The 21304-nt window shown below is 64.6% G+C and carries 18 protein-coding genes and 1 tRNA gene; 10 read left to right on the top strand and 9 right to left on the bottom strand.

Features of this window, described 5'->3' with window-relative positions:
• Positions 1–156 precede the first annotated feature (156 nt).
• Positions 157–3504 carry an outer membrane beta-barrel protein gene (locus IEW98_RS01865; RefSeq protein ID WP_188761207.1) on the bottom strand — a complete coding sequence of 1116 codons (3348 nt, stop codon included), beginning with the start codon at positions 3502–3504 and terminating at the stop codon, positions 157–159.
• A 283-nt stretch (positions 3505–3787) separates the two neighbouring features.
• Positions 3788–3863, bottom strand: a tRNA-Val gene (locus tag IEW98_RS01860).
• Between the two features lie 124 nt (positions 3864–3987).
• Here IEW98_RS01860 and IEW98_RS01855 point away from each other — a divergent pair.
• Together IEW98_RS01855 and IEW98_RS01850 are read left to right on the top strand one after the other, a co-directional pair.
• Positions 3988–4233: a DUF6356 family protein gene (locus IEW98_RS01855; RefSeq protein ID WP_188761206.1), complete on the top strand. Its 246-nt coding sequence runs from the start codon at positions 3988–3990 to the stop codon at positions 4231–4233.
• Positions 4234–4327: 94 nt separating this feature from the next.
• On the top strand, positions 4328–5542 hold the full coding sequence (locus IEW98_RS01850; RefSeq protein WP_188761205.1) for a serine hydrolase domain-containing protein: 1215 nt from the start codon (positions 4328–4330) through the stop codon (positions 5540–5542).
• Positions 5543–5583: 41 nt separating this feature from the next.
• Here the strand turns inward: IEW98_RS01850 and IEW98_RS01845 are convergent, their stop codons facing one another.
• Positions 5584–6675: a sensor histidine kinase gene (locus IEW98_RS01845; protein WP_188761204.1), complete on the bottom strand. Its 1092-nt coding sequence runs from the start codon at positions 6673–6675 to the stop codon at positions 5584–5586.
• Between the two features lie 242 nt (positions 6676–6917).
• Here IEW98_RS01845 and yghU point away from each other — a divergent pair, with 242 nt between their 5' ends.
• The 5 genes from yghU (at position 6918) to acuI (ending at position 10898) form a co-directional block, all read left to right on the top strand.
• The gene (gene yghU, locus IEW98_RS01840; protein ID WP_188761203.1) at positions 6918–7787 is read left to right on the top strand and encodes a glutathione-dependent disulfide-bond oxidoreductase; all 870 of its coding nucleotides are present in this window, start codon (positions 6918–6920) and stop codon (positions 7785–7787) included.
• Positions 7784–8197, top strand: coding sequence for a PaaI family thioesterase (locus tag IEW98_RS01835; RefSeq protein WP_188761202.1), 414 nt, complete (start codon positions 7784–7786; stop codon positions 8195–8197). The genes yghU and IEW98_RS01835 overlap by 4 nt, the downstream gene beginning before the upstream one ends.
• 94 nt (positions 8198–8291) lie before the next feature.
• Positions 8292–9005, top strand: coding sequence for a uroporphyrinogen-III synthase (locus IEW98_RS01830; RefSeq protein WP_188761201.1), 714 nt, complete (start codon positions 8292–8294; stop codon positions 9003–9005).
• Positions 9006–9240: 235 nt separating this feature from the next.
• Complete coding sequence (locus tag IEW98_RS01825; RefSeq protein ID WP_188761200.1) at positions 9241–9870, top strand: biliverdin-producing heme oxygenase; 630 nt, start codon at positions 9241–9243, stop codon at positions 9868–9870.
• Between the two features lie 41 nt (positions 9871–9911).
• The gene (gene acuI, locus IEW98_RS01820; protein WP_188761199.1) at positions 9912–10898 is read left to right on the top strand and encodes an acrylyl-CoA reductase (NADPH); all 987 of its coding nucleotides are present in this window, start codon (positions 9912–9914) and stop codon (positions 10896–10898) included.
• On the opposite strand, the gene IEW98_RS01815 is transcribed toward acuI, so the two are convergent.
• The 6 genes from IEW98_RS01815 to katG form a co-directional block, all read right to left on the bottom strand.
• Positions 10899–11687, bottom strand: a complete 789-nt coding sequence (locus IEW98_RS01815) for a tyrosine-protein phosphatase (protein ID WP_188761198.1) — start codon at positions 11685–11687, stop codon at positions 10899–10901.
• 233 nt (positions 11688–11920) lie between these two features.
• Positions 11921–13273: a carbohydrate porin gene (locus IEW98_RS01810; RefSeq protein WP_188761197.1), complete on the bottom strand. Its 1353-nt coding sequence runs from the start codon at positions 13271–13273 to the stop codon at positions 11921–11923.
• A 1-nt stretch (position 13274) separates the two neighbouring features.
• Entirely contained in the window at positions 13275–14213 is a 939-nt protein-coding gene (locus tag IEW98_RS01805) for a CoA transferase (RefSeq protein ID WP_188761196.1), read from the bottom strand.
• A 117-nt stretch (positions 14214–14330) separates the two neighbouring features.
• Entirely contained in the window at positions 14331–14867 is a 537-nt protein-coding gene (locus tag IEW98_RS01800) for a hypothetical protein (RefSeq protein WP_188761195.1), read from the bottom strand.
• Between the two features lie 110 nt (positions 14868–14977).
• Positions 14978–15265: a hypothetical protein gene (locus tag IEW98_RS01795; RefSeq protein ID WP_188761194.1), complete on the bottom strand. Its 288-nt coding sequence runs from the start codon at positions 15263–15265 to the stop codon at positions 14978–14980.
• An 80-nt stretch (positions 15266–15345) separates the two neighbouring features.
• Positions 15346–17580 (bottom strand): catalase/peroxidase HPI, encoded by a 2235-nt coding sequence (gene katG / locus IEW98_RS01790; RefSeq protein ID WP_188761193.1) that lies wholly within the window; start codon positions 17578–17580, stop codon positions 15346–15348.
• A 207-nt stretch (positions 17581–17787) separates the two neighbouring features.
• Between katG and IEW98_RS01785 the strand changes: the two genes are divergently transcribed.
• Genes IEW98_RS01785 through IEW98_RS01775 form a run of 3 tightly spaced genes read left to right on the top strand, consistent with a single transcriptional unit; the run spans position 17788 to position 21280 of the window.
• Positions 17788–19629 carry a hypothetical protein gene (locus tag IEW98_RS01785; protein WP_188761192.1) on the top strand — a complete coding sequence of 614 codons (1842 nt, stop codon included), beginning with the start codon at positions 17788–17790 and terminating at the stop codon, positions 19627–19629.
• Complete coding sequence (locus tag IEW98_RS01780; RefSeq protein ID WP_188761191.1) at positions 19629–20486, top strand: alkaline phosphatase D family protein; 858 nt, start codon at positions 19629–19631, stop codon at positions 20484–20486. Before IEW98_RS01785 ends, IEW98_RS01780 begins: the two co-directional genes overlap by 1 nt.
• Positions 20447–21280, top strand: coding sequence for a metallophosphoesterase family protein (locus tag IEW98_RS01775; RefSeq protein WP_188761190.1), 834 nt, complete (start codon positions 20447–20449; stop codon positions 21278–21280). Before IEW98_RS01780 ends, IEW98_RS01775 begins: the two co-directional genes overlap by 40 nt.
• Positions 21281–21304: the final 24 nt, after the last annotated feature.

Below are 21304 nucleotides of genomic sequence, written 5' to 3'. Positions count from 1 at the left end.
CCACGCGAGAGAGATCGGACTCGCGCCTTCGCGAGCCGGTGAGGGGTCTTTCGCGCGCAGACTTCAGAAGCAAATTGCAAAACAAGCCCCGGCAAAGCCGGGGCTGACGTCAGACGAGTCCGCGCGTAGCTTTCGCTACGCGCGTCCGCTGTCAGCCTAGAACTTGACCCGCGCACCAACGCGGATGCCCCAGAGCGACTGGTTCTGGAACAGTGTCTGCGCCGGAGCCGTTACCGTAGAGCCCGAAACATTGGCGTAACGGTATTGGGCGCAAGGCTGCGAGGGAGCAGTATTGTTCGGCGCTGTTGCCGAGCCTGCCACCGAAACGCACGAGACGTTCACCAGAGTGCCATAATATGGGAAGGCCACCTGCCGAAGCGAGCCCCAGTCATTGTCGATGAAGTTGAGCACGTTTTCCATATCGGCAAAGACTTCCATCTTGCCACCGAACACGAACGGCAGTTCCTGCTTTATGCTGAGGTCGAGTTTGTTGAAGCGCGGCGAACGACCGATGTTCTTTGGCGCGATCTTGCCCTGGTACTTGGTCAACTCACTGTTCTGCACAACTTTCTGGAAGCCGGCAAAATCGAACCCGGCCGCATACTGAACCAAAGGATCGGCCGTCGGCGACGCCACGTTAGGCACATAAATCAGATATCGGTTGTTGAACGACTGCGTGCCGAACACCGCTGACCGGTTGCCGGTAGAGCCGTTATTGGTTGTATCGGCGAACGTGTAGCTGAAGCGCTGACCGGCGCGACTGTTGAAGAACAGCTCGATGCGGGTTTTGTTGTCACCGAACAGCGCCTGGTCGAAGCCGATGTTCAAACGATACGCATCGTCGATCTGATAGTTCGAAGTGCCATAGGCGCCATTGTTAGGGTCGATCCCTGCTGCCGCGTTGCCATAGTTAGAACCGGCCGTCGACGAGGTGCCGGAGTTGACGTCCTTCGCGCGCTGGAAAGTGTACGCCGCACCAAGGAAGAAGCCGTTCTCCCAACGCTTGTCGACCCGAGCGACGATGTTCCAGCTATACCCGCGGTCGGTGTTGGTCAGGAACAGGTCGGTGTTGCTGCCGGCTGCGGCGTTGAAAGCCTGATACCGTGGACGACCATCGGGAGTGGACGCGCCGCCCGGCGAGGTATTCGGTACCGAACGGAGATCGGTGTAGGTCAGGGCATTCTTGACCCGCGACCACACGACATCGGCACCGAAGTTCCAGTCATCGCCAAGGCCACCGAGGTCGGCGACATAATCGACCGTGCCCGAAACACGCCATTGCGACGGGATCTGGAAATTGGGGTCGAGCACATTGGTCGGCGCAGCCGCAGAGCCGGCGCCAGTGATCAGATTGCGCAACGCCGCCGGAACGCCGGTGCCGCCGGTCACGTTGTTGAGCGTCGCGGCCCCCAGTGCCTGTATCTGTGCCGGCGTCAGCCCCGCCGTGTTTACGCCCGTAATTGCGAAGCTGCCGTCGAGATTACGCGCCACGGTTGCCGTTCCCAACGTCGGCCCCGGGTTGGAATAGTTGTTAGAAATCCAGACGTTCGGATTACCGCCGGCGAACAGCCCGGCGGTTCCCCGCACGCGCAGGCGGTCGGTCGGAGACCAGGCCGCCGCAACGCGGGGCTGGAATACCTGGCGACCGTTGAGTGAGGAGTTGTTGCGAATACCCGTGCGCGCCAGGAAATCCGGGTTGAACACCGGGGTGTCAGGCGTTTCATACAGGTCCCAACGGAAACCGGCCGTCAGCGACAGCGTATCGTTGACATCCCACACGTCCTGCAGGCCGAATGTATAGACGTTGTTGGCGAACAACGCGCGCACCGTACCGATGTCGCCGCGCAAGGGTGCCGCAAACACCAGCTGGTTGGCGCGTCCCGCAGCCAGATCGGCAATCGAGTCGAAGCGGAAGTTGCCCGACACGTTCTGGGCAAAGAGGTTATTGAAATCCTGGCCGCGACGTTCGGCAATGAATTTCACCGTGTGACTGTTCATCTTCAACTGCGCCATGAACTCGATGCCCAGCGTCTGCGCCGAAAGCTCGTTGGCCTGGCGTGAAGTGTCGGGCCCAAACTGGATCTGGCGGGTGGCCGCGCGGCCGGGACCCGTACGCGGGCACGAAGGATTGGCGCCGCCGACGGTTGCTGCCGGCTCGAGGCAGACCTGGAACTGGCCGAAATCCTTCTGGCCAAAGGGTTCCTGCAGGCGAACATAGTCGTTATAATTGACCCGTATCTGCGTCGAGAAATTGTCGGTCCACTGGTCGTTCAACTGGAACACACCGTAATGGTTGACCGAACCCTGGTTATAATTGTTCGATTCAAGTGAAAGCGTCGGGTTGTTGGCATTCAGCTGGTTGGTTCCGGTCTGGCCGGCAAGCAGATTGCCTTCGTTATAGATATACGTCAGCGCGGCACGATGGCCGTCGGCGATGTTCCAATCGATCTTGGCGACGACCTTGTCGTCCCTTTCGGCCACATTGTTGGCCACCTGCCCGGCGTCGAAATTGTAACGGCTGGTCGAAATCTGATTGATCTGGTCAATCTGCGCCTGGGTGATGCCCAGATCAGCCGCCTGGACCTGCGACGGCGTCGTATCGCGCAACCGCTCCCAGGTAACGGCAAAGAACAGCTTGTCCTTGATGATGGGGCCGGTCAGCTGCGCGCCGAAGATCTTCGATTCAAAATCGCGCGGACGCGTCACGCCTTTCGTGGTGTCGCCAGCCAGATTGTCCGACGAGTAAGTGAAAAAGCCCTGCGCGTGGAAGTCGTTGGTACCCGATAGCAGCTGGGTGTTGATGGCGCCGCCCTGGAAACCACCCTGCTGGATGTCGACCGGTGCAACTTCGACCGAGAATTCCGCGATGGCATCGAGGGGGACTGGACCGCGTGCCGAAGCAAGGCCGCCGGCTTCGAGTCCGAACGGATCGCCGAACTGGATACCGTCGACCGAAATACGGTTGAAGCGGTTGTTCTGCCCGGCGATCGAGATGGCGCCGCCGTTGGTCGGATCGAGCGATACCAGCGGGTTGCGGACGGCAAGGTTACGGATGTCGCGGTTGACGGTCGAGACGCCGCGGATATCCTCGGCGGTGAGGACGGTCGCCGGGCCGCTGGCGATGCTGATCGACGAACGCTGGCGTGCCGCGGTGACGGTGATCGTCTCGCCCGCCGCTGCAAGCAGCACGGTGATGCGCTGCGGCGTACCGGCGGCAAGGCCGCTGATGGTCTCGTCGGCGGCGTCATAGCCGGCGGCGTTCACGGTGATCGTGTAGGGACCGCCGAGGCGAAGCCCGCTGGCGTTGAAGCCGCCGCTCGAATCGGTCACCTGCGTGGTGCGGGTGCCCGATGGCGTGTGGAGAATGACGACAGTCGCGCTCGGCACGGCGACGCCAGCGCTGTCGGTGACCTGGCCGCGAATGCTCGACGTGGTGTCCTGCGCCTGGACGGCAACAGGGGCGATAAGTGCAGCGACGGCACAACCGATACGAAGATAGCGCATTGAAAAACCCCTGTTTGCTTGATGGCGTCAGCCGCAAGCCCGAAATACGAGAACGATCCGGACCGGGGCGCCCGCGATGTGCCTGCACACAGCCCCGATTCGATTGCCCCGTCTATTGCGAGGGAGATATGACAGTTACATGACAGTCCAGCGCTGACCGCGTCACATAGATCGATCGCCGGCCGATCGTCGGCCGGTGTTGCGTTGCAGCAACAGTTTGCAACCGGGATTCAGGGGCATGTCCACGAGGCGAAGGCACGCTGGCCCGCAGCGCAAATGGATATGGTGGGCGATGACGGGCTCGAACCGCCGACATCTTCCGTGTAAAGGAAGCGCTCTACCAACTGAGCTAATCGCCCTCGCAATCGGCGAGTGGCCGGTTCCCTAGCGCCGGTCCCACCGTCTTGCAACGGGCCAGCATCGCCCACAGGCTGGCGGCGGGCCACTTTTTGCGGGATAATGCCGATCAACCAAGGAGGCTCCATGATCGACCGCCAACTCGACCGCCAGTTTGCCCGCCTGTTCGTCGATCACCCCCGTGCCGTCAACGAGACCTATCTCGAGCACATGGCCGCCTCGTTCACCGTCGCCGTCCGCCTCGCCGCCGCCGCTTTCAAATGCGTCGTCCACGCCTTTGTCCCGGGCCTCTGCAAGACCGCCGGCAGCGACGCCATCTTCAAGCTCCACGGCGAGATCAGCCCGCGCCGCTTCGACCAGCCGACGCTTTGAGCGCGGCGAAACCTATCAGGGTCGCCAGTATATAAGTTGCGCCGATCGGGTTCAGCCGGGGCTACGCACCGGTTATCCAAGGACAGATTTTCAGATGGATGCTTCCCTCGGCTTTTCGCCCGAACGCCTCGCGCGCATCGATAAGTTCCTCGCCGAACGCTATACCGGACCCGGCCGCCTGCCCGGCACGCTGACCCTCGTCGCCCGCCACGGCGACATTGCCCATATCGGCATCACCGGCCACGCCGATGTCGAGCGCGGCGTGCCGCTTGCCGAGGACACGATCTTCCGCATCTACTCGATGACCAAGCCGATCACGTCGGTGGCGCTGATGATGCTCGTCGAGGAAGGCAGGATCGCTCTCGAGGACCCCGTCCATCGCTACATCCCCGAATGGAAGAACCTCGCGGTCTTTGCCGCCGGCACCCAAAAGCTCGGTTTTCAGACGACGCCGGTGAAGCGCCCGATGCAGGTCGTTGACCTCCTCCGCCACACTGCGGGCCTCACCTACGGCTTTCAGCTCCGCACCAACATCGACGAAGCCTATCGCCGCGAAAAGATCGGCGAAGTTGAAAAATCCGGCACACTGGCCGACATGATCGCCGCGCTCGGCAAGATCCCGCTCGAATTCTCGCCAGGCGACGCCTGGAACTATTCGGTCGCTACCGATGTCTGCGGCTGGCTTGTTCAGGTCGTCAGCGGGCAGCCGTTCGATGAATTCCTGTCCGACCGCCTGTTCAAGCCGCTCGGCATGGTCGACACCGGCTTCCACGTCCGCGATGGCCAGGCCCACCGCCTCGCCGGCTGCTACCAACCCGCCCGCGCCGGCGGCATCGAGCTGCAGGACGACGCCGCCACCAGCAGCTTCCTCAAGCCGGCCAGCTTCATCTCGGGTGGCGGCGGCCTCGTCAGCACGGCGCGCGACTATCTCAAATTCGCCCAGATGCTGCTCAATGGCGGCACCGCGGACGGCCACCGCTACCTCAGCCGCAAGACCATCGACCTGATGACCGCCAACCACCTGCCCGGCGACAGCAGCATCGCGGCCATGTCGAAATCGATGTTCTCCGAAGCCGCCTATGACGGCATCGGCTTCGGCCTCGGTTTTGCGACGACGCTGAACGCCGCCCAGACTCTGATGCCCGGCAGCGACGGGGACTATTTCTGGGGCGGCGCCGCCAGCACTTTCTTCTGGATCGATCCCGAGGAAGACCTTGTTGCAATCTTCATGACCCAGCTCATCCCGAGCAGCACCTATCCCGTTCGCCGCGAAGTCCGCACCATGGTCTATAGCGCTCTCGACGACTGACCCGCTTGCCCCTTGGCGGGCGGGGACACGACAGCCCGGATTTAACGGGCAGCCGGAAACGACACCTTGAAGGATGAGCCGCCGTCTTGACGATGCCCTCTGGTCAATTCGCCGCCGAGCTGGTTTGCGAGTGACGTCACAATTCGCATGCCCAGGCCCTGGCGAACTTCAGCCGGATCGAAGTCTGTCGGCAGATCGCGGCCTTCGTCGGAAACGATCAGGGTGTGCCGATCCGTCCCGATCTCATATCGCACCTCGATCAAGCCCTGTCCGTGTTTCGCCGCATTCGTCGCCAGTTCATTGACGAGCAACCCGATGGGCTGGATCGACGTCGTCGGTATATCGCCCTCGTCGCCGCTGACCTGAATTTCCCGGTCCAGGACCGATGCGAGGTCCGCGCAAAGTCGGCGAAGGAACGTCAGGCAGGACGTCTGGTCCGTTCCCTCGGCGTAAAAATGACGGTGAACCTGCGCCACCGCGGCGACACGGTTGGCGGCAAGCTGGAGGTGGGCGACAGCGTCTTCATCCTCGAGAGATCGACTCTGCATGGCGAGCAGGCTCGATACGAACTGCAGGCTGTTCATCACGCGATGGTCGATTTCCTTCGCCATCAACTCGGCCTTCGAGACTGCACGACGGGCGGCGAGCTGCAGTTCGATCCGATCCATCACGATCGCAGCAAGGTCTTTCAGATCGTCGATCTGCGACTGGTCGATAGGGCGCGCTTCCCTGTCGATGATGCACAGTGTGCCAAGATTATGGCCATCGTTCGTCATGAGCGGAACACCGGCGTAAAAGCGAAGCCCGAAATCGCCGGCCACGAGAGGATTGGCCAGGGAGCGGGGATCGATGCTGGCATCGATCAGGATGTGGGGATCGTTGGACAGGATTGCCGATGCGCAAAGGCCGGGGTCGCGCCCGATCTGTTCGACGGTTACCCCGTGGTGCGACTTGAACCAGATACGATCCTCGTCGACGATGCTGATGATCGAGATCGGGACGCCGAAGCGGCGGGCGGCAAGCGCCGTGATGCGATCGAACGCGCCATCGGGCGGGGTATCGAGAATATCGTAGCGCCGAACGGCCGCGAGACGCCGAGCCTCATCCGATGGGATTATTGAAACATCGGCCATCTGAGCGCATTTCTCCACATTACCTGGCGATACCGGCCTGCGACAAACGCGGGTGTAACCCCTTGCGTTTAAACGCTGTGAACATTGTAGTCGAGTACCTGCCCTGTCTGACTGCAAATGCGATGCTGGAAGAGATCACATCGCCCGGTACCGGGATGAGATGTCCTCATATATGCGGGCTTGCGCCGCCCACGACCTTGCTGGCACATCCGCCGGGTACGTCAAACAAGGGCATCCCCGACATGACCGAATACACGCCCCCCAAGATCTGGACCTGGAATAAGGAAAGCGGCGGGCGTTTCGCCGCCATCAACCGCCCCGTCGCCGGCCCCACCCATGACAAGGTCCTCGAAGTCGGCAAGCACCCGATCCAGCTCTACTCGCTCGCCACCCCCAACGGCGTCAAAGTCACCGTCATGCTCGAGGAGCTTCTCGCCGCCGGCCACAGCGGCGCCGAATACGACGCCTGGCTTATCAACATCGGCGAGGGCAACCAGTTCAGTAGTGGCTATGTCGACATCAACCCCAATTCCAAGATCCCGGTGATGGTCGACCACAGCGTCAGCCCGCCCCAGCGCGTCTTCGAATCGGGCGCCATCCTGCTTTACCTCGCCGAAAAATTCGGTGCCTTCCTGCCCACTGATCACGCCTCGCGCACCGAGGCGCTGTCATGGCTGTTCTGGCAAATGGGCAGCGCCCCCTATCTTGGCGGCGGCTTCGGGCACTTCTATGCCTATGCCCCGACCCGAATCGAATACGCCATCGATCGCTTCGCCATGGAAGTAAAACGCCAGCTCGATGTCCTCGACCGCCACCTCGCCGCCAACGAATACATGGCGGGCAACGAATACAGCATCGCCGACATGGCGATCTGGCCCTGGTACGGCGCACTGGTGAAGGGCCTGGTCTACGAAGCCGGCGAATTCCTCCAGGTCCATGAATATACCAACGTCATCCGCTGGACCGACCAAGTCGGGGCCCGGCCCGCCGTCAAGCGCGGTCGCATGGTCAACCGCGCCATGGGCGACCCCGCCAGCCAACTCCACGAGCGCCACGACGCCGGCGATTTCGACACCCAGACCCAGGACAAGATCGGACCCAAGCCCGAATGATCGGCAATGAACCCGCCGGCCTCGGCGACACACTCGGATTCGTCCGCATCGTCACAATGGAGCCCGGCCGCGCCTCGCTCGAATACCGCTGCGGGCTGCACATGTGCCATTCCGGCGGCATCGCCCAGGGCGGCTTCGTCGCCGGCTGGATCGACGCCGCCATGGCCCACGCCGTCATCGCCAAGGTCGGCACCGACACCGTCCCGATGTCGCTCGAACTCAAGATCAGCTATTTCGCGCCTACCATCCCCGGCCTCGTCATCGCCGAGGGCTGGATCGAAAACGGCGGCGGCCGCACGCTGTTCGCGGAAGGCCGCCTGCTCGACACCAATGGCAAGGTCCTCGCCAAAGGCACCTCGACAATTCGCCTCCTGGAAACAAAGCGCGTGGAACAAATGACTGCCTCCTAAACTCCCTCCCCCCTGCGGGGAGGCCGACTCGCGCCCTTGCGCGAGCGGGGTGGGGGTCCCCATCTCCCCCAGCAACAGCCAAAAGCAGAATAGCATGCCGATCTGGATAACCCGCTCCGCCCCTGACAATCTCTGGACCGCCCGCCGCCTCCACCGCGCCGGCCACCGCCCCCTGCTCGCCCCGGTCTCCGAGATCCAGCCACTTCCCCACGCCCCTCTCGACCAGCCGCCCCACGCCATCGTCTTCTCGAGCATTCACGCCGTCCGCAACCACGTCATGGATCCCGCGCTCGCCGACACGCCCGTCTATGCCTGCGGCGACCGCATCGCCGCCGCCGCCGCCGCGCTGGGCTACCTCACCACCACCTCGCTCGGCAGCGAAACCGCCCTCATCGGCTTCATCGCCGCCACCCGGGCCCCCGGCAGCCGCATCGCGCACTATTGCTCGGATTACACCTCCGACCGCCTCCAGACCGCACTTGCCGACCTCCAGATCGCCCGCCGCCAGGTCTACCGCACCGTCCCCGTCGGCGAAGCCGGCCTCCGCATCGCCGAAACCACCCTCCCCCGCGCCGACCGCATTCTCGTCCACTCCGCCCCCGCCGCCGCGCGCATCGCCGCGCTTTTGCAAGGCAGCAACTGGACCGGCACCCTCCATTGCATCTCCCCCGCCAGCGCCGCGCTTTTCGCCGACATGCCGGGCCTGCGCATCACCATCGCCGCCCAGCCCAGCGAAGAATCGCTTCTCACTGCGCTCGAAACCTTCCACCCGAGCGCCGCCTCGCCAGCCACAAACGACAATTGCTGACCCGGCGTCGATCTCGGGCTCGACCCGTGGCCTGTTTCCAGCAAGCCAACAGCTTCGAACCCTGGCGACAAGGGTGTCCGGCGCCCCATCTCGCCTTTTGTCGCGCCCGGTGCCCCCGCCGCCGGTGCACCTGCCCTTCGGCCTTGACGATCGAGCTGGTGCAGTGCTCGCCATTACCAGGCTATCGTCGCCCGGCAGATGGATCGGTGTCGATCCCAGACCGAATGGAAGCTTGATGAACGACATCACCGACATGCTGCCGACCCGCGCCAAGCGGCTCAAGGATGCGACCAACGAGACCCATGACGGGCTCGACAAGCGCATCATGTCGGCTGACCCGTTCGGCAGCCGCAATCGCTATGGCCGGCTCCTCCGGGTCCAATATTGCTTCCACCGCGACATCGATGCCTTGTACGCCAATCCGGCGCTCGACAGGCTGCTGCCCGACCTTTCCGCCCGCCGCCGATTGGCGCAGATCGGCCGGGACATCGCCGACCTCGGCCAGACTGCGCCAGCCGCTGATCGCCCGCCATTTTTCGGCGCAAGCGACGTCGACCTGCCGACTGCCTTCGGCTGGCTGTACGTTGCCGAAGGCTCGAACCTCGGCGCCGCGTTCCTGTTGAAGGCCGCCGCCGCTCTCGGCCTCGATGCGGACTGCGGCGCCCGCCACCTTGCCGGCCATCCCGGCGGCCGTGCCCGCCACTGGCGCGAATTCACCGCCGCGCTCGACGCACTGGTCCTGCAGCCCGATGAGGAAGACCGCGTCATCGCCGGCGCCAGGGACGCTTTCGTCCGCGTCCATACACTTGTCGACGCGGCCTTTGCCGGGGTTTTCGCAGTCGCTTCCAGCGACGCGCCATCGTAAAGGCAATTGATTCAGGCGGCGGTGCTGACAGGGAGAAGGCCATGACGTTCAAGGCACTGGTTGCAAGCAAAAGCGGTGATGGCGTTTCGGCCGGCGTCGTCGATTTCGACGAGAACGACCTGATGCCTGGCGACGTCACCGTGGCGGTCGAATATTCCACGGTGAACTACAAGGACGGTCTGGCGCTCGGCGGCAAATCGGGAATCATCCAGAAATATCCCCTCATCGCCGGCATCGACCTGTCGGGGACCGTCGAAGCATCGACCTGTCCGGGCATCGAAGTCGGCGACCGGGTCGTCGCCAACAGCTGGGGCCTCAGCCAGACGCATCACGGCGGTTATGCCCAGAAGGCGCGGTTGAGCGGCGACTGGCTGGTCAAAATCCCGGCGCCGCTGTCGACTAAAGACGCGATGGCGATCGGCACGGCGGGCTATACAGCGATGCTGTGCATCCTCGCGCTCGAACATGGCGGTATCGCGCCCGACCGCGGCGACATCCTCGTCACTGGCGCCAATGGCGGGGTCGGATCGATCGCGGTCGCCCTGCTGTCTGACCTTGGCTATCGCGTCGTCGCTTCGACCGGACGGCTCGAGGAGAGTGATTATCTGCGCGAACTCGGCGCCGCCGAAGTCATCGATCGGCGGACGCTGTCGGAGCCGGGCAAGCCGGTCGCCGGCGAGCGCTGGGCCGGAGCAGTCGATTCGGTCGGCAGCCACACGCTGGCGAACGTACTGGCGCAGACCGGCTATCGCGGCGTTGTCACGGCATGCGGCCTCGCCCAAGGGCTCGACCTACCGGGTTCGGTGCTGCCGTTCATCCTGCGCAACGTGACGCTGGCCGGGATCGATTCGGTCAATGCGCCGCAAGCCGTGCGCGTCGAAGCGTGGTCGCGGCTGGCGCGCGATCTCGATCTCGGCAAGCTGGCGCGCACGACCCGGATGATCGGGCTGGCGGATGTGCCGGAAGTGGCGGCGCAAATCCTCGAGGGCAAGGTTCAGGGGCGTACGGTTGTCGATGTGAACGCCTGATCAGGCCTCGAGCAGGCGCTCATCGAGACCGGCGCGCTGGTCGCGGGTGATGCCGATCTGCGTCTGGAGATAACCGTCGAAGCCGCCCGGCAGCTCGTCGATGGCGCGCATCGCGGCGGTCAGATAGTCGGCGTCGACCGACATGATGACCCGGATGGCGTCGTCGTGGACGGCGCCGCCGTGCATTTGCCGGACGAATTGCGCGCCGTCGGCGATGCGCGCTTCGGGGTCGCCGGCGGTGTTGGTCAGCAGATAATCGGCCATGATATCATCGGCGTGGACGCCTAGCGCGCGGTGGAGGACGGCGACAAGCAGCCCCGTGCGGTCCTTGCCGGCGAAGCAGTGGATCAGGCTGGGGGTATCGTCGGCGGCGAGCCGGACCAGATAGCGGCGGAGCATGAACTGAAGCTCGGGCCGGAACGGCATGCCATCGTAGGAGGCGCGCATCATTTCATGGGCTTCGGGAGCGCCGCCGGCGCGCAGCGCGGCCTCGATATGCGGGGCGGTCTCGGCGCGGACGCGGGGCGGAAAGTCATCGAGGTGGAGGACTTCGGCGCTGAAGCCAGCGGCGCGGCGGCACGGGAAGGCCTGGCGTTCGGGGATCGAGCGCAAATCGATGACGGCGCGCAAGCCGAGGGCTTCGATGGCGGTGAGGTCTTCCGGCGTGGCGCCGAAGTGGTGGCCCGAGCGGAACAACCGGCCGGCGCGGAGTTTCGAGCGGCCGGCGGAATAGCCGCCGAGGTCACGAAAATTATGCACGCCGGTGAGGGCGAATACTCTGTTGTCCATCGGGATTTCGTCCTTGGTGGCCGCGGGGTCTGGTTGCGGCAACCGGGGGGCGAAGGGCAATGCGTTGTTTGGTTAGGCGGTGGTTTTATTTGGGAAGGTGGGGCCACCGGCGGTTGGGGCCTTGGCCCCAAACCCCGTTTGGACGCTTGAGGCTCTGTTCTGTTGGACGTGCCGCGCGGATGGACTGGATACCAGCCTTCGCTGGTATGACAGGGGGAAGATGGGCGCTTTGTCTAAAACGCCAAGCGCGCGCGTAGGGAGAGGACGGCCAAACTGCCGCAGGCGGGGTCGAGCGAGGGGTTGAGAATGAACTGGAAGTCGGGGGTCAGCGCGAAGTTGGAGGTCAATGCCAGGCGGTAGAAGACTTCCGCGACGGTCTGCGATGGCAGGTTGGTCGGCAGCGGGATCGGCAGGGGGATGGTGATGTCGGGGATTTCGGGGTCGCTCCAGCCGATGCCGATGCCGAACACGTCGGCGGTGCGCGCCGGCGGACGATAGCCGAAGCCGCCGGTGATGTTGGCCTTGGCGAAGCCGCCGGTGCCGACGCCGCCGCGCAGGAACCACATGTAATCGGTGCCGATCATCTGGTTGACGCTGAAGGCAACGCCATAGGCTTCGTCGCGGGGGCGGAGCAGCGGGCTTTCGCCGGTGCGAAAGGCCAGCGCGTCGCGGTACCAGAACGTGAGGTGGAAATTGTTGGCATCCATCGGCCCGCGCGCATGGATCGGGATCGGGCGGCGCGCGAACTGAGTCTGGCCGACTTCGACGAAGTAAAAATGTTCGTTTTTCGAGAAAAAGTCGCCGACGGTGACGCCGGTGTCGTCGCTGTTGGCGGTGAACATGCCGCCTTTCACGTAGAGATTGCCGGCGCCGGGATAAGCAGCGCCGACGAAGCCGAAACCGCGCAAGGGAACGGCAATTGTCGGGCTGGTCGAGAAGGCGAGATTGAGGAACTGGCGGTTGTCGTCGAAGAACGGATAGGCGTCGACGAAGTTGGGGGCGAAGATCTTGCCGATCGTATATTGGAAGCGCCCGCCGGCGACGGTTTGCCGGATATAGGCCTGGGTCACGCCGAGGTTGAAATCGCCCCAGGTGGCGGCGGTCGGCAGGCTCGATCCGGCGAGGATGCCGGCCTGGAGCGGCGCGAAATCGGTGCCGAGCGGGCGGCGGTCCTCGACGGCGATATCGAACGTCAGCGCGTTGGCCTGTCCTTCGTTGATCAGCGCCTTGGAGGCGTTGAAGGTGAATTTATGGCCAAGAGCGTTTTCCTCGCCGAAGCGGCTGTTCGAAAAGTTTTGCCACAAGATGCCATAAGAACCCCCAAAGCTGATGCCGGTGCGTTCCTGGATACGGGCTTTCCAGGCGAACCACGGCGACAGCGCCGGCGCGGCGTTGAGGATCGTCGTGCGCGGCACGGCGTCTTCATCGAGGTCGCCTTCAGTCGAGAGTGTGCCATTGAGCAGGTCGGGCAGGACTTCGGCTGCCACCGGGTCGGCGGGTGGCCCCTGGGTGGGGGCGACCTGCGCGAACACAGGAGCCGCCATCAATGCAAGCAGCAACGCCGCCCTGTTCGCCAATGCCATCATTCTACGCCCAGTTGACGGTATCGGCGCCGCGGACGGCAACCAGCGGCGACCGCCATCTGCCGGGAGCCTTCGACAGCTTTACCTGCGGGCCAAGGCGGCGGACCTGCCCATAGGGCGTGTCGGCGACGAGGATCTCAGGAGCGATCAGGCGGTTGTTCGGGCCGGACAGGTCGAAGTTCACGTCGGGGAACTTGCCGAGGGTGGCGTACCACATGGCGGCGCGAGTCAGGCTGACAAGAACATGATAGCTGCCGCCTTCCGTCGCCCGGCGGCGCAGCGCCGCGATGACCCCGCAAGCCCCCAGATAGCCGGCGATGTAATCGTTCATCACCAACGTCGGCGGGAAGCGCGGCGGGCCGCCGGCGCCTTCCTCGATGGTGAAGCCCGAGGTCGACAGGCCTTCCATGTCGAAGCCGCCGCGATTGGCCCAAGGACCCTTGGTGCTGTTGGCATTGCACGACAAATAGACCATGCCCTTATGGCCGGCCGCAAGTTCCTCGGGACTGAAGCCGAGGCGATCGAGGGTGCCGAGGCGGTAATTTTCAACAAACACATCGGCCTGCGGGACAAGGCCCTTCAGGCGCTTGTTCTGTTCGGCGTTGCGCAGGTCGACGAAGGTCGAGCGCATGCCGACATTGACGTCGATGACCAGCGCCTCGTGCTCGAACGACTGGTCGCGGGCGATGTGGAGGACTTCGGCGCCGTATTCAGCAAGCGTCCGCGACGAGCAGGTGCCGGCGATGACATGGGTGTTCGACAGCACCTTGAGCCCCGACAGCGGTTGCGCCGGGTCGGCCGACCACGGCACCGGCGGGCCATCGGCGATCTTGATGATCTCGATCAGCAGCAGTGCGGCGAGCGCCTTGCCCTCCGGATGCGCCAGCCATTCGGCGCGCGTCCGGTGGACGACACCGACGCCGCCCGCCGCCCGCCGCCGCAAGGTCGTCCTCGAACTGGACGGCGTCGACCTTCTTGAAGGCGGCGCGGATGTTGTCGCCGCCGGGTGCGCATTTGAGCACGCCCAAGGCGCGGTCCATCAGGTGTGGATAGATGCCGGTCAGGTTGAAATAGCGCCCGTCGCGGGTTTCGAACGGAATGAACGAGACGGGGTTGCCGAGGCCGACGGGAGCTTGCGGGAGCAGGCCGTTGACGGTCGGCTTGATGAAATCGCGGGGACGTCGTCGCCGGCGGGCGACATTCCCTGCGCCTGCATCATCAGCTTGAGGCCGCTGATCAGCGGGTTGACGTTGTAGATCGACTCGCGAAGATCGACCTTCAGATCCTGGCCCTGGCCGGTGCGGGCGCGCCAGATCGCAGCAGCCCCGAGCGCGGCCCCCATCGCCGGCATCGCCATCGCAGCGCCGACGCGGAAATGGCTGCGGATGATCGGATCCTGGCCGGTGAAAGTCACCTTGCCGCCGGCATCGGACGGGGTGCCGCCGATATCGTTCATGAAGCGGACGAAGCTGCGGTCGATGTCGAAAGGCTGGGTTGCGGCGCTCGCCGGCAGGCTTGAGGTTACGACGGCGCCTGCGGCTGCATAACCCGACGCCTTGATGTATCCCGCCTGGTGACGCCCATGCCTGTTCCCCAACACAAGCCGTTGGCACGGTCGGTTTCGTTACGCTACCGCCACTATCGCATTGGCATGGGGTGTCAACGAACACCGGGAGATAGCACGAATGCGTTACGGATCAGTGGGTGTTATTCGAGGCCGAGCAGCCAGCGATCGAGGCGGACGGCACGGACGTTGGCGCCGGGGAGCGCCTGGTTGAGCCGGGCGCGGTGGAGCATGATCCATTGCAGGCAGTTCAGCTGGCTGTCGAACGGGTTGAAGGCGTCGCGGCTGGCGTGGAGCGTGTGCTGGTCGACAAGGTAGCGGGCGCCTCGCCGGCAGCCCGGCATACCCGCCCAGTCGCGGCGCGGCGCGACAACGGCGGGCACCCAATAGTCATGGCGTGGATCGAGGTCATCGACCTGCTGGCGATGCATCACGGTTCTCCCCAAGGTGATGCCGCGCCGGGGCAGCTCTGATGGCTGTCCTCCGGCGCGGCCCTTTCCGGCGGCTGCCTTTATGCGGCTGCCTCCGGCGCGTGGCTCCTGGCGTTGACAAGGTCGAAGCGATCGGCGTTCATCACGCGTGTCCACGCCTTGACGAAGTCGCGGACGAACTTCCCGCCGGCGTCGGCCGAGGCATAGACTTCGGAAACGGCGCGAAGCTGCGAGTTCGAGCCGAAGACGAGGTCGGTGCGGGTGGCCGTCCATTTCTCCTCGCCGGTCCGGCGATCGGTGCCGATGAAGACTTCGTCGGCATGGCCGTCGACTTCCTTCCACGCCGTGCCCATGTCGAGCAGATTGACGAAGAAGTCGTTGGTCAGCTGGCCCGGCCGATCGGTGAGCACGCCGTGTGTCTTGCCGGCGTGGTTGCCGCCGAGCACTCGCAGGCCTCCCACAAGCACCGTCATGTCGGGCGCGCTGAGCTGCATCAGCTGGGCGCGATCGATGAGCAGTTCCTCGGTGGGGACGGTAAAGGCGACCTGGAGATAGTTGCGGAAGCCATCGGCCTTGGGTTCGAGAACATCGAAGCTGTCGGCGTCGGTCTGCTCGGCACTGGCGTCGGTGCGGCCCGGAATGAACGGCACCGGCACTTCGTGTCCGGCATCACGAGCCGCCTTTTCGACCGCGGCCGAACCGCCAAGGACGATGAGGTCGGCAAGGCTGACGGGTTTGCCGAAGCTGCCGCGGATACTCTCGAGCACCCCAAGCACCCGGGCAAGCTGCTGTGGATCGTTGACCTCCCAGTCCTTCTGCGGGGCGAGGCGGACGCGGGCACCATTGGCGCCGCCGCGCTTGTCCGAACCGCGATAGGTGGAGGCCGACGCCCAGGCGGTCTGGACAAGTTCGGAGACCGTCAGGCCCGACGCAAGGATCTTCTGCTTCAGCGCGGCGATGTCGGCCTCACCGACCAGCGCATGCTCGGGAGCCGGGATCGGATCCTGCCAGATAAGGTCTTCGGCAGGAACCTCGGGACCGAGATAGCGCGCCTTGGGACCCATGTCGCGGTGGCAGAGCTTGAACCAGGCGCGGGCAAAGGCATCGGCGAAATACGCAGGATCGGCGCGGAAAGCCTCGGTGATGGGCCGGTAGATCGGGTCCATCTTGAGCGCTATGTCGGCCGTCGTCATCATCGTCGGCACCCGGCGATCGGGGCTGTGGGCACCCGGCGCCAGCGTTTCCGGCGGGTTGCCGACCGGCTGCCACTGATTGGCGCCTGCGGGGCTCTTCACCAACTCGTATTCATGATCGAGCAGCATGTCGAAATAGGTCATGTCCCAGGTAATCGGCGTCGGCGTCCAGGCGCCCTCGATGCCCGAGGTGATGGTGTGGTCGCCCATGCCGCTTTCATGGGTCGACAGCCAGCCAAGGCCTTGGGTGGCGATATCGGCGCCTTCGGGTTCGACCCCGACGAGCGTTGCATCACCGGCGCCGTGCGCCTTGCCGAACGTATGTCCGCCGGCGGTGAGCGCGACTGTCTCCTCGTCGTTCATGCCCATGCGGGCAAAGGTCTCGCGCATGTCACGGCCCGAACCGAGCGGGTTGGGGCAGCCGCCAGGTCCTTCGGGATTGACGTAGATCAGGCCCATCTGGATCGCGGCAAGCGGATTTTCGAGCGCGCGGCCGGATTCCTCCTCGATGCGGGTGGTGCCGAGCCACTCCTCCTCGGTGCCCCAGTAGATGTCCTTTTCAGGCTCGAAGACGTCCTTGCGGCCGCCGCCGAAGCCGAACACCGGCCCACCCATCGATTCAATGGCGACATTGCCCGTCAGGATCATCAAATCCGCCCATGACAGCTTGGCGCCGTACTTCTGCTTGATCGGCCACAGCAGCCGGCGCGCCTTGTCGAGATTGCCGTTGTCCGGCCAGGAATTGAGCGGCGCAAAACGCTGCGAACCCGACGAGGCACCGCCGCGGCCGTCGCCGGTGCGATAGGTGCCGGCGCTGTGCCACGCCATGCGGATGAAGAACGGCCCGTAATGGCCATAATCCGCCGGCCACCACGGCTGGCTGTCGGTCATGAGGGCGTGAAGGTCTGCCTTGACCGCCTGGTAATCGAGCGACAGGAAAGCGCGGGGATAGTTGAAATCCTCGCCCATCGGATCGGGCGAACCCGTTGAATTCTGGTTGAGGATCTCGAGCGAAAGCTGGTTCGGCCACCAGTCGCGATTGGTCCGCCCCAACAGCGCCCGCAGTGCGCGCGGCTCCTTCGACGGGTCGCTCAGCGGGCTACCCTTGGTAATTGCGTCCATGTTCGGCTCCTCCATTTTCGTTGACTGAAGTCTGCGCCCATCGCCGCCGCACACGAAGCGAATAAATTTCATCAGGCCGCACGATGAATTCGATCAATCCCGCGAGATGCAATCGCCCATAAGAGCCGTGGATGGTCCATCGTCGGCGCTATCGAACGCCGTCCCCGACATGTTATCCTCCAACCCTTACCGTTCGGAGGGAAGATCATGGCCGACTTGCTGCCAGCGATCGAAATTCCATGGCAACTCGCCTCGACGACCCAGCCGCTGGTTGCCGGCGAGCCCGACGAGACGACGATCTCGCTATTTACCTTCCGCCCTGACGATGCGGCGATGACCGGCGCCTTTCCCGGCCACGACGTCGTTTTCCTGAAAGTCGCGGCGTCGATTTCGCCGGCGAAGTTCCCACCCGGACCGGGCCCGATCGCGGCGTCGGTGCTCGGCGAGGGCATCCCCTGTTATCATGTCCAGCTCGACATAAAGATCCGCCGCGAAACCGGCGAGCTGGGGACCATCCACCCGTATTTCCATGCCGCCGCCCCGCTGCGCCGCGAGATGGTGCAGTCCGGCCTGATCGGCGCCGAGGATTTCAGCGGCGCGGCCGAAAGCCAGTTCATCGGCAAGAGCGGCAGCCAGATGCACGAGTCCTCGCGCAGCAACGCAACGACGAATTCGGCGTCGGCGGGTGGCAGCCTGTTCGGCATCGGGGTGTCAGCCTCGACGACGACCACGAGCGTCGCCGGCAGCCGCGACGTGACCCAGGTATCGGACGTCACCAACCGCGACGCCTCGCAGGAACGCCGCGAACTGGTCAGCCACACGACCAGCGTCGAGAACGTCCTGACCTTGCTCAACACCAGATATGTCGGCACGCCGTATCTGCGATTTTCGCTGTCGCCGCGGCCGTTGCAGCAGCTTTCGATCGACTCGTCGGACCCCAGCCTGTGGTTCGGGCAATTGCTGCAGCGGCGGTCGAGCGGCATCGAGGGCTGCCAAGAATTCACCATGATCGTGGTGGTGCCCAAGGGCGAGGATTTCTGCGTCACGGCGCGGCTGCGGCGGGTCTGCCTGCTCGACGATCCGCCGGCCGAGCCCGATTTCAACCAGCCATTCAATGTTGGGCCGGCACTGTGGCGAGTGCTCGACTACATCGACCGGACCATCCCGGTCGGCACCCCGGCCGAGGAGCTCGATGTCGACGTGACAGGTACGCTGCCGCCGCAGAGCTTTCCGCGGCCGGTGGTCGAGACCTGGGTAATCGTGCCGGCCGGCATGATGATCGCCGACATCATATCGACCGCGGCGCTGGCGCAGGTAAGCCGCAAGAGCGTCAACTACAAGACTTTCAAGGAACTGTGGCTGGAGACGCAGCGGTCCGATTATGAGCGCGATGTCCAGCGTTCGCCCCTGGAGCGCGGCGTGCTCGTCGGGGAGACGCGCCAGCTCGATACGTGTTTTGCCTTTGCGGCCGGCAATACGCTTACGGTGACGCAAAGCGCAGCGACGGTCGCGCCGCTGCGCCCGATCCGGATCGGGCCGCGCGATCTCGGCATATTGGCGACCGACGTCGTCGCGTCGTCGGCGCGAAGCACGACCAAGTCACGCGCGCTGGCGTCGGTGGTGCGGTCGAACGCGCTCGAGCGCAAGCTGGCGGTGCTGCTCGACAATCCGCCGGAAAAGGAGGCTCCCAAGCCAGGCAAGTTCAACGATCCGCGGCTGGTCGGACTGCTGCTCGATCGCTGGGCAAAACTGCCGGCGGGCGATCCGCGCAACCTCGATGTGTCCGCGGCCGCAGCTGCATTCGGGCTGAGCGGCGAGTTGCAGGGCCGGCTCAAGCAGGCGCGCGTCACCAACCTTGCCAGCCTGGCGCAGGCCTTAAAGGCGGCGCCGGTGCTCGAACGCTATAATGCCCAGCTCGCCGCACGACCGCGCGACCCCAGCGGCGCCGCGCCGGTGGAGCCGGTGTTCGTGCCGATCGGCAGCAAGGAGGCCGCCGAGATCGAGCGGGTAATCGGCGAGAAATTGCTGGGCGCGGCGGATATCGGCTGATGGCCGGGCCGAACCGGCTCGTGCTCGGCCCCGTCGTCGGCCACACCGATTTCCGGTCGAGCCGGGTGTGGATAGAGGTGGCGGGCGATCCCGCCGACTATACGCTGCGGGTCCAGGGTGCCGGGCAGTTCGCGTTCGTCTCCACCGAGGCGCCGGGTCCGCTCGAGTTCCGGACCGCGATCGCTATCGCCGATGGCCTGCGCGCCGATTGGCAATATCGGTATACGGTGCTGCGCCGGGGCAAGGCGGTGGCGGACGGGCGCGGCACTTTCCGCACCATGCCCGACCCCGGATCGCAGGGCGCGTTCAACTTCGTCGCCATCTCGTGCAACGTCAAATCCGTCAAGGGCGCTTGGCCGGCCTTGGCCAAATACATCGCCGATACCAAGCCGCGATTCCTGTTGATGTGCGGCGACCAGCTGTATCTCGACGAGGGCGGAATCGACCTGTTCAGCGCTGAAAAGCGCAAGCTGAGCCGCGAAAAACGCCGCGCCGCGATCGCCGAAAAATACCGGCTGCACTGGAGCCTGCCCGAAACCCGCGACGTGCTCGCCAACATCCCCGTCTATATGGTCAATGACGACCACGACATCCGCGACGGCTGGGGGTCGTCGGCATCGGATAGTCCGACGATGGTCGGCGCCACACCCGCGGCGAAGCCATCTTCGAGATCTGCCGGGCGTATTTCGAGGATTGCCGCGACGCCTATTGGCATTTCCAGGCGTGTCATAACCCGCGCGCCAGCGACCCGGCGGATCCGTCGCTGCCTGCCCCCAACTATGTCGATGCGCCCCCGCCCCCAGGCACGCGTTCGGCGATGCCATTGGTGTTCCGGTGCGGGCGGCTGGTGGTGCTGATGCTCGACAGCCGCGGCGAGCGCGACGTCTTCCGCGCCGAACTGCCCATCCTGGGGCCGGTGCAGTGGCAGTTCATCGAACAGGTCTTCGCCAACCTCGCGCCCGAGGTCGAGGCATTGGCCGTGGTGACTGCGACGCCGCTGGCCTCGATCGATCCCGAAGGCGCGACGATGAAGCTGATGGGCGACCGCACCGACGACATCGAGGCGTTCCGGCGCGGCGACGAGAAGAATGCGCTCGAGCCGGATTCAGGCGGCGGCAAGCAGTTTCCGCTGGCTGTGGCCAATGTCCATCTGTCGCGGCTGTCGAGCGCGATCACCGGCAACCAGCTCAACCTGGGCAATTTCAAGATCGGCAATATCGACGAGGCGCGGGATCAATGGTCGCACAAATTCTCGCGGCCCGAACAGGCGCGTCTGCTGCGTGCGGCAGGCAAGGCGCGGCTGAGCAACCGCACGCCGGGGGCGCCGCGCGGGCTGGTCTTCGTCTCGGGCGACATCCACCTCGGCGCGCGCTTCGATGTCAGCTGTGAGGATCCGCCGTACCGGGCACTGTCGATAACGGCGTCGGGGATCAACACCATCCACGGCGCCCCGCCGACAGTCGACGTGCTGTTGAGCCGGGATTTCGAGGTCGCCGACGGCATCCGGTCGGTGCTGAAGGAGGTGGTCACCAACTTCAACTTCGCCGTGGTCGAAGTCATCCCCACCGGGCGCGGCGCCGAGATCCAGACTGCGATCGCCCACAAGGGCGCGTCCTACGCGCTGGGGGTGGATTTCGGGCTGTATCTCTAGGATTGCGCGCCGGGGCGTATAAGG

This window comes from Sandarakinorhabdus glacialis (genome assembly GCF_014643455.1).
In the GTDB taxonomy this organism is placed as follows: domain Bacteria; phylum Pseudomonadota; class Alphaproteobacteria; order Sphingomonadales; family Sphingomonadaceae; genus Sandarakinorhabdus; species Sandarakinorhabdus glacialis.
The sequence above is the reverse complement of the archived record's forward strand: the minus strand, read 5'-3'. Positions and strand labels throughout refer to the sequence as shown.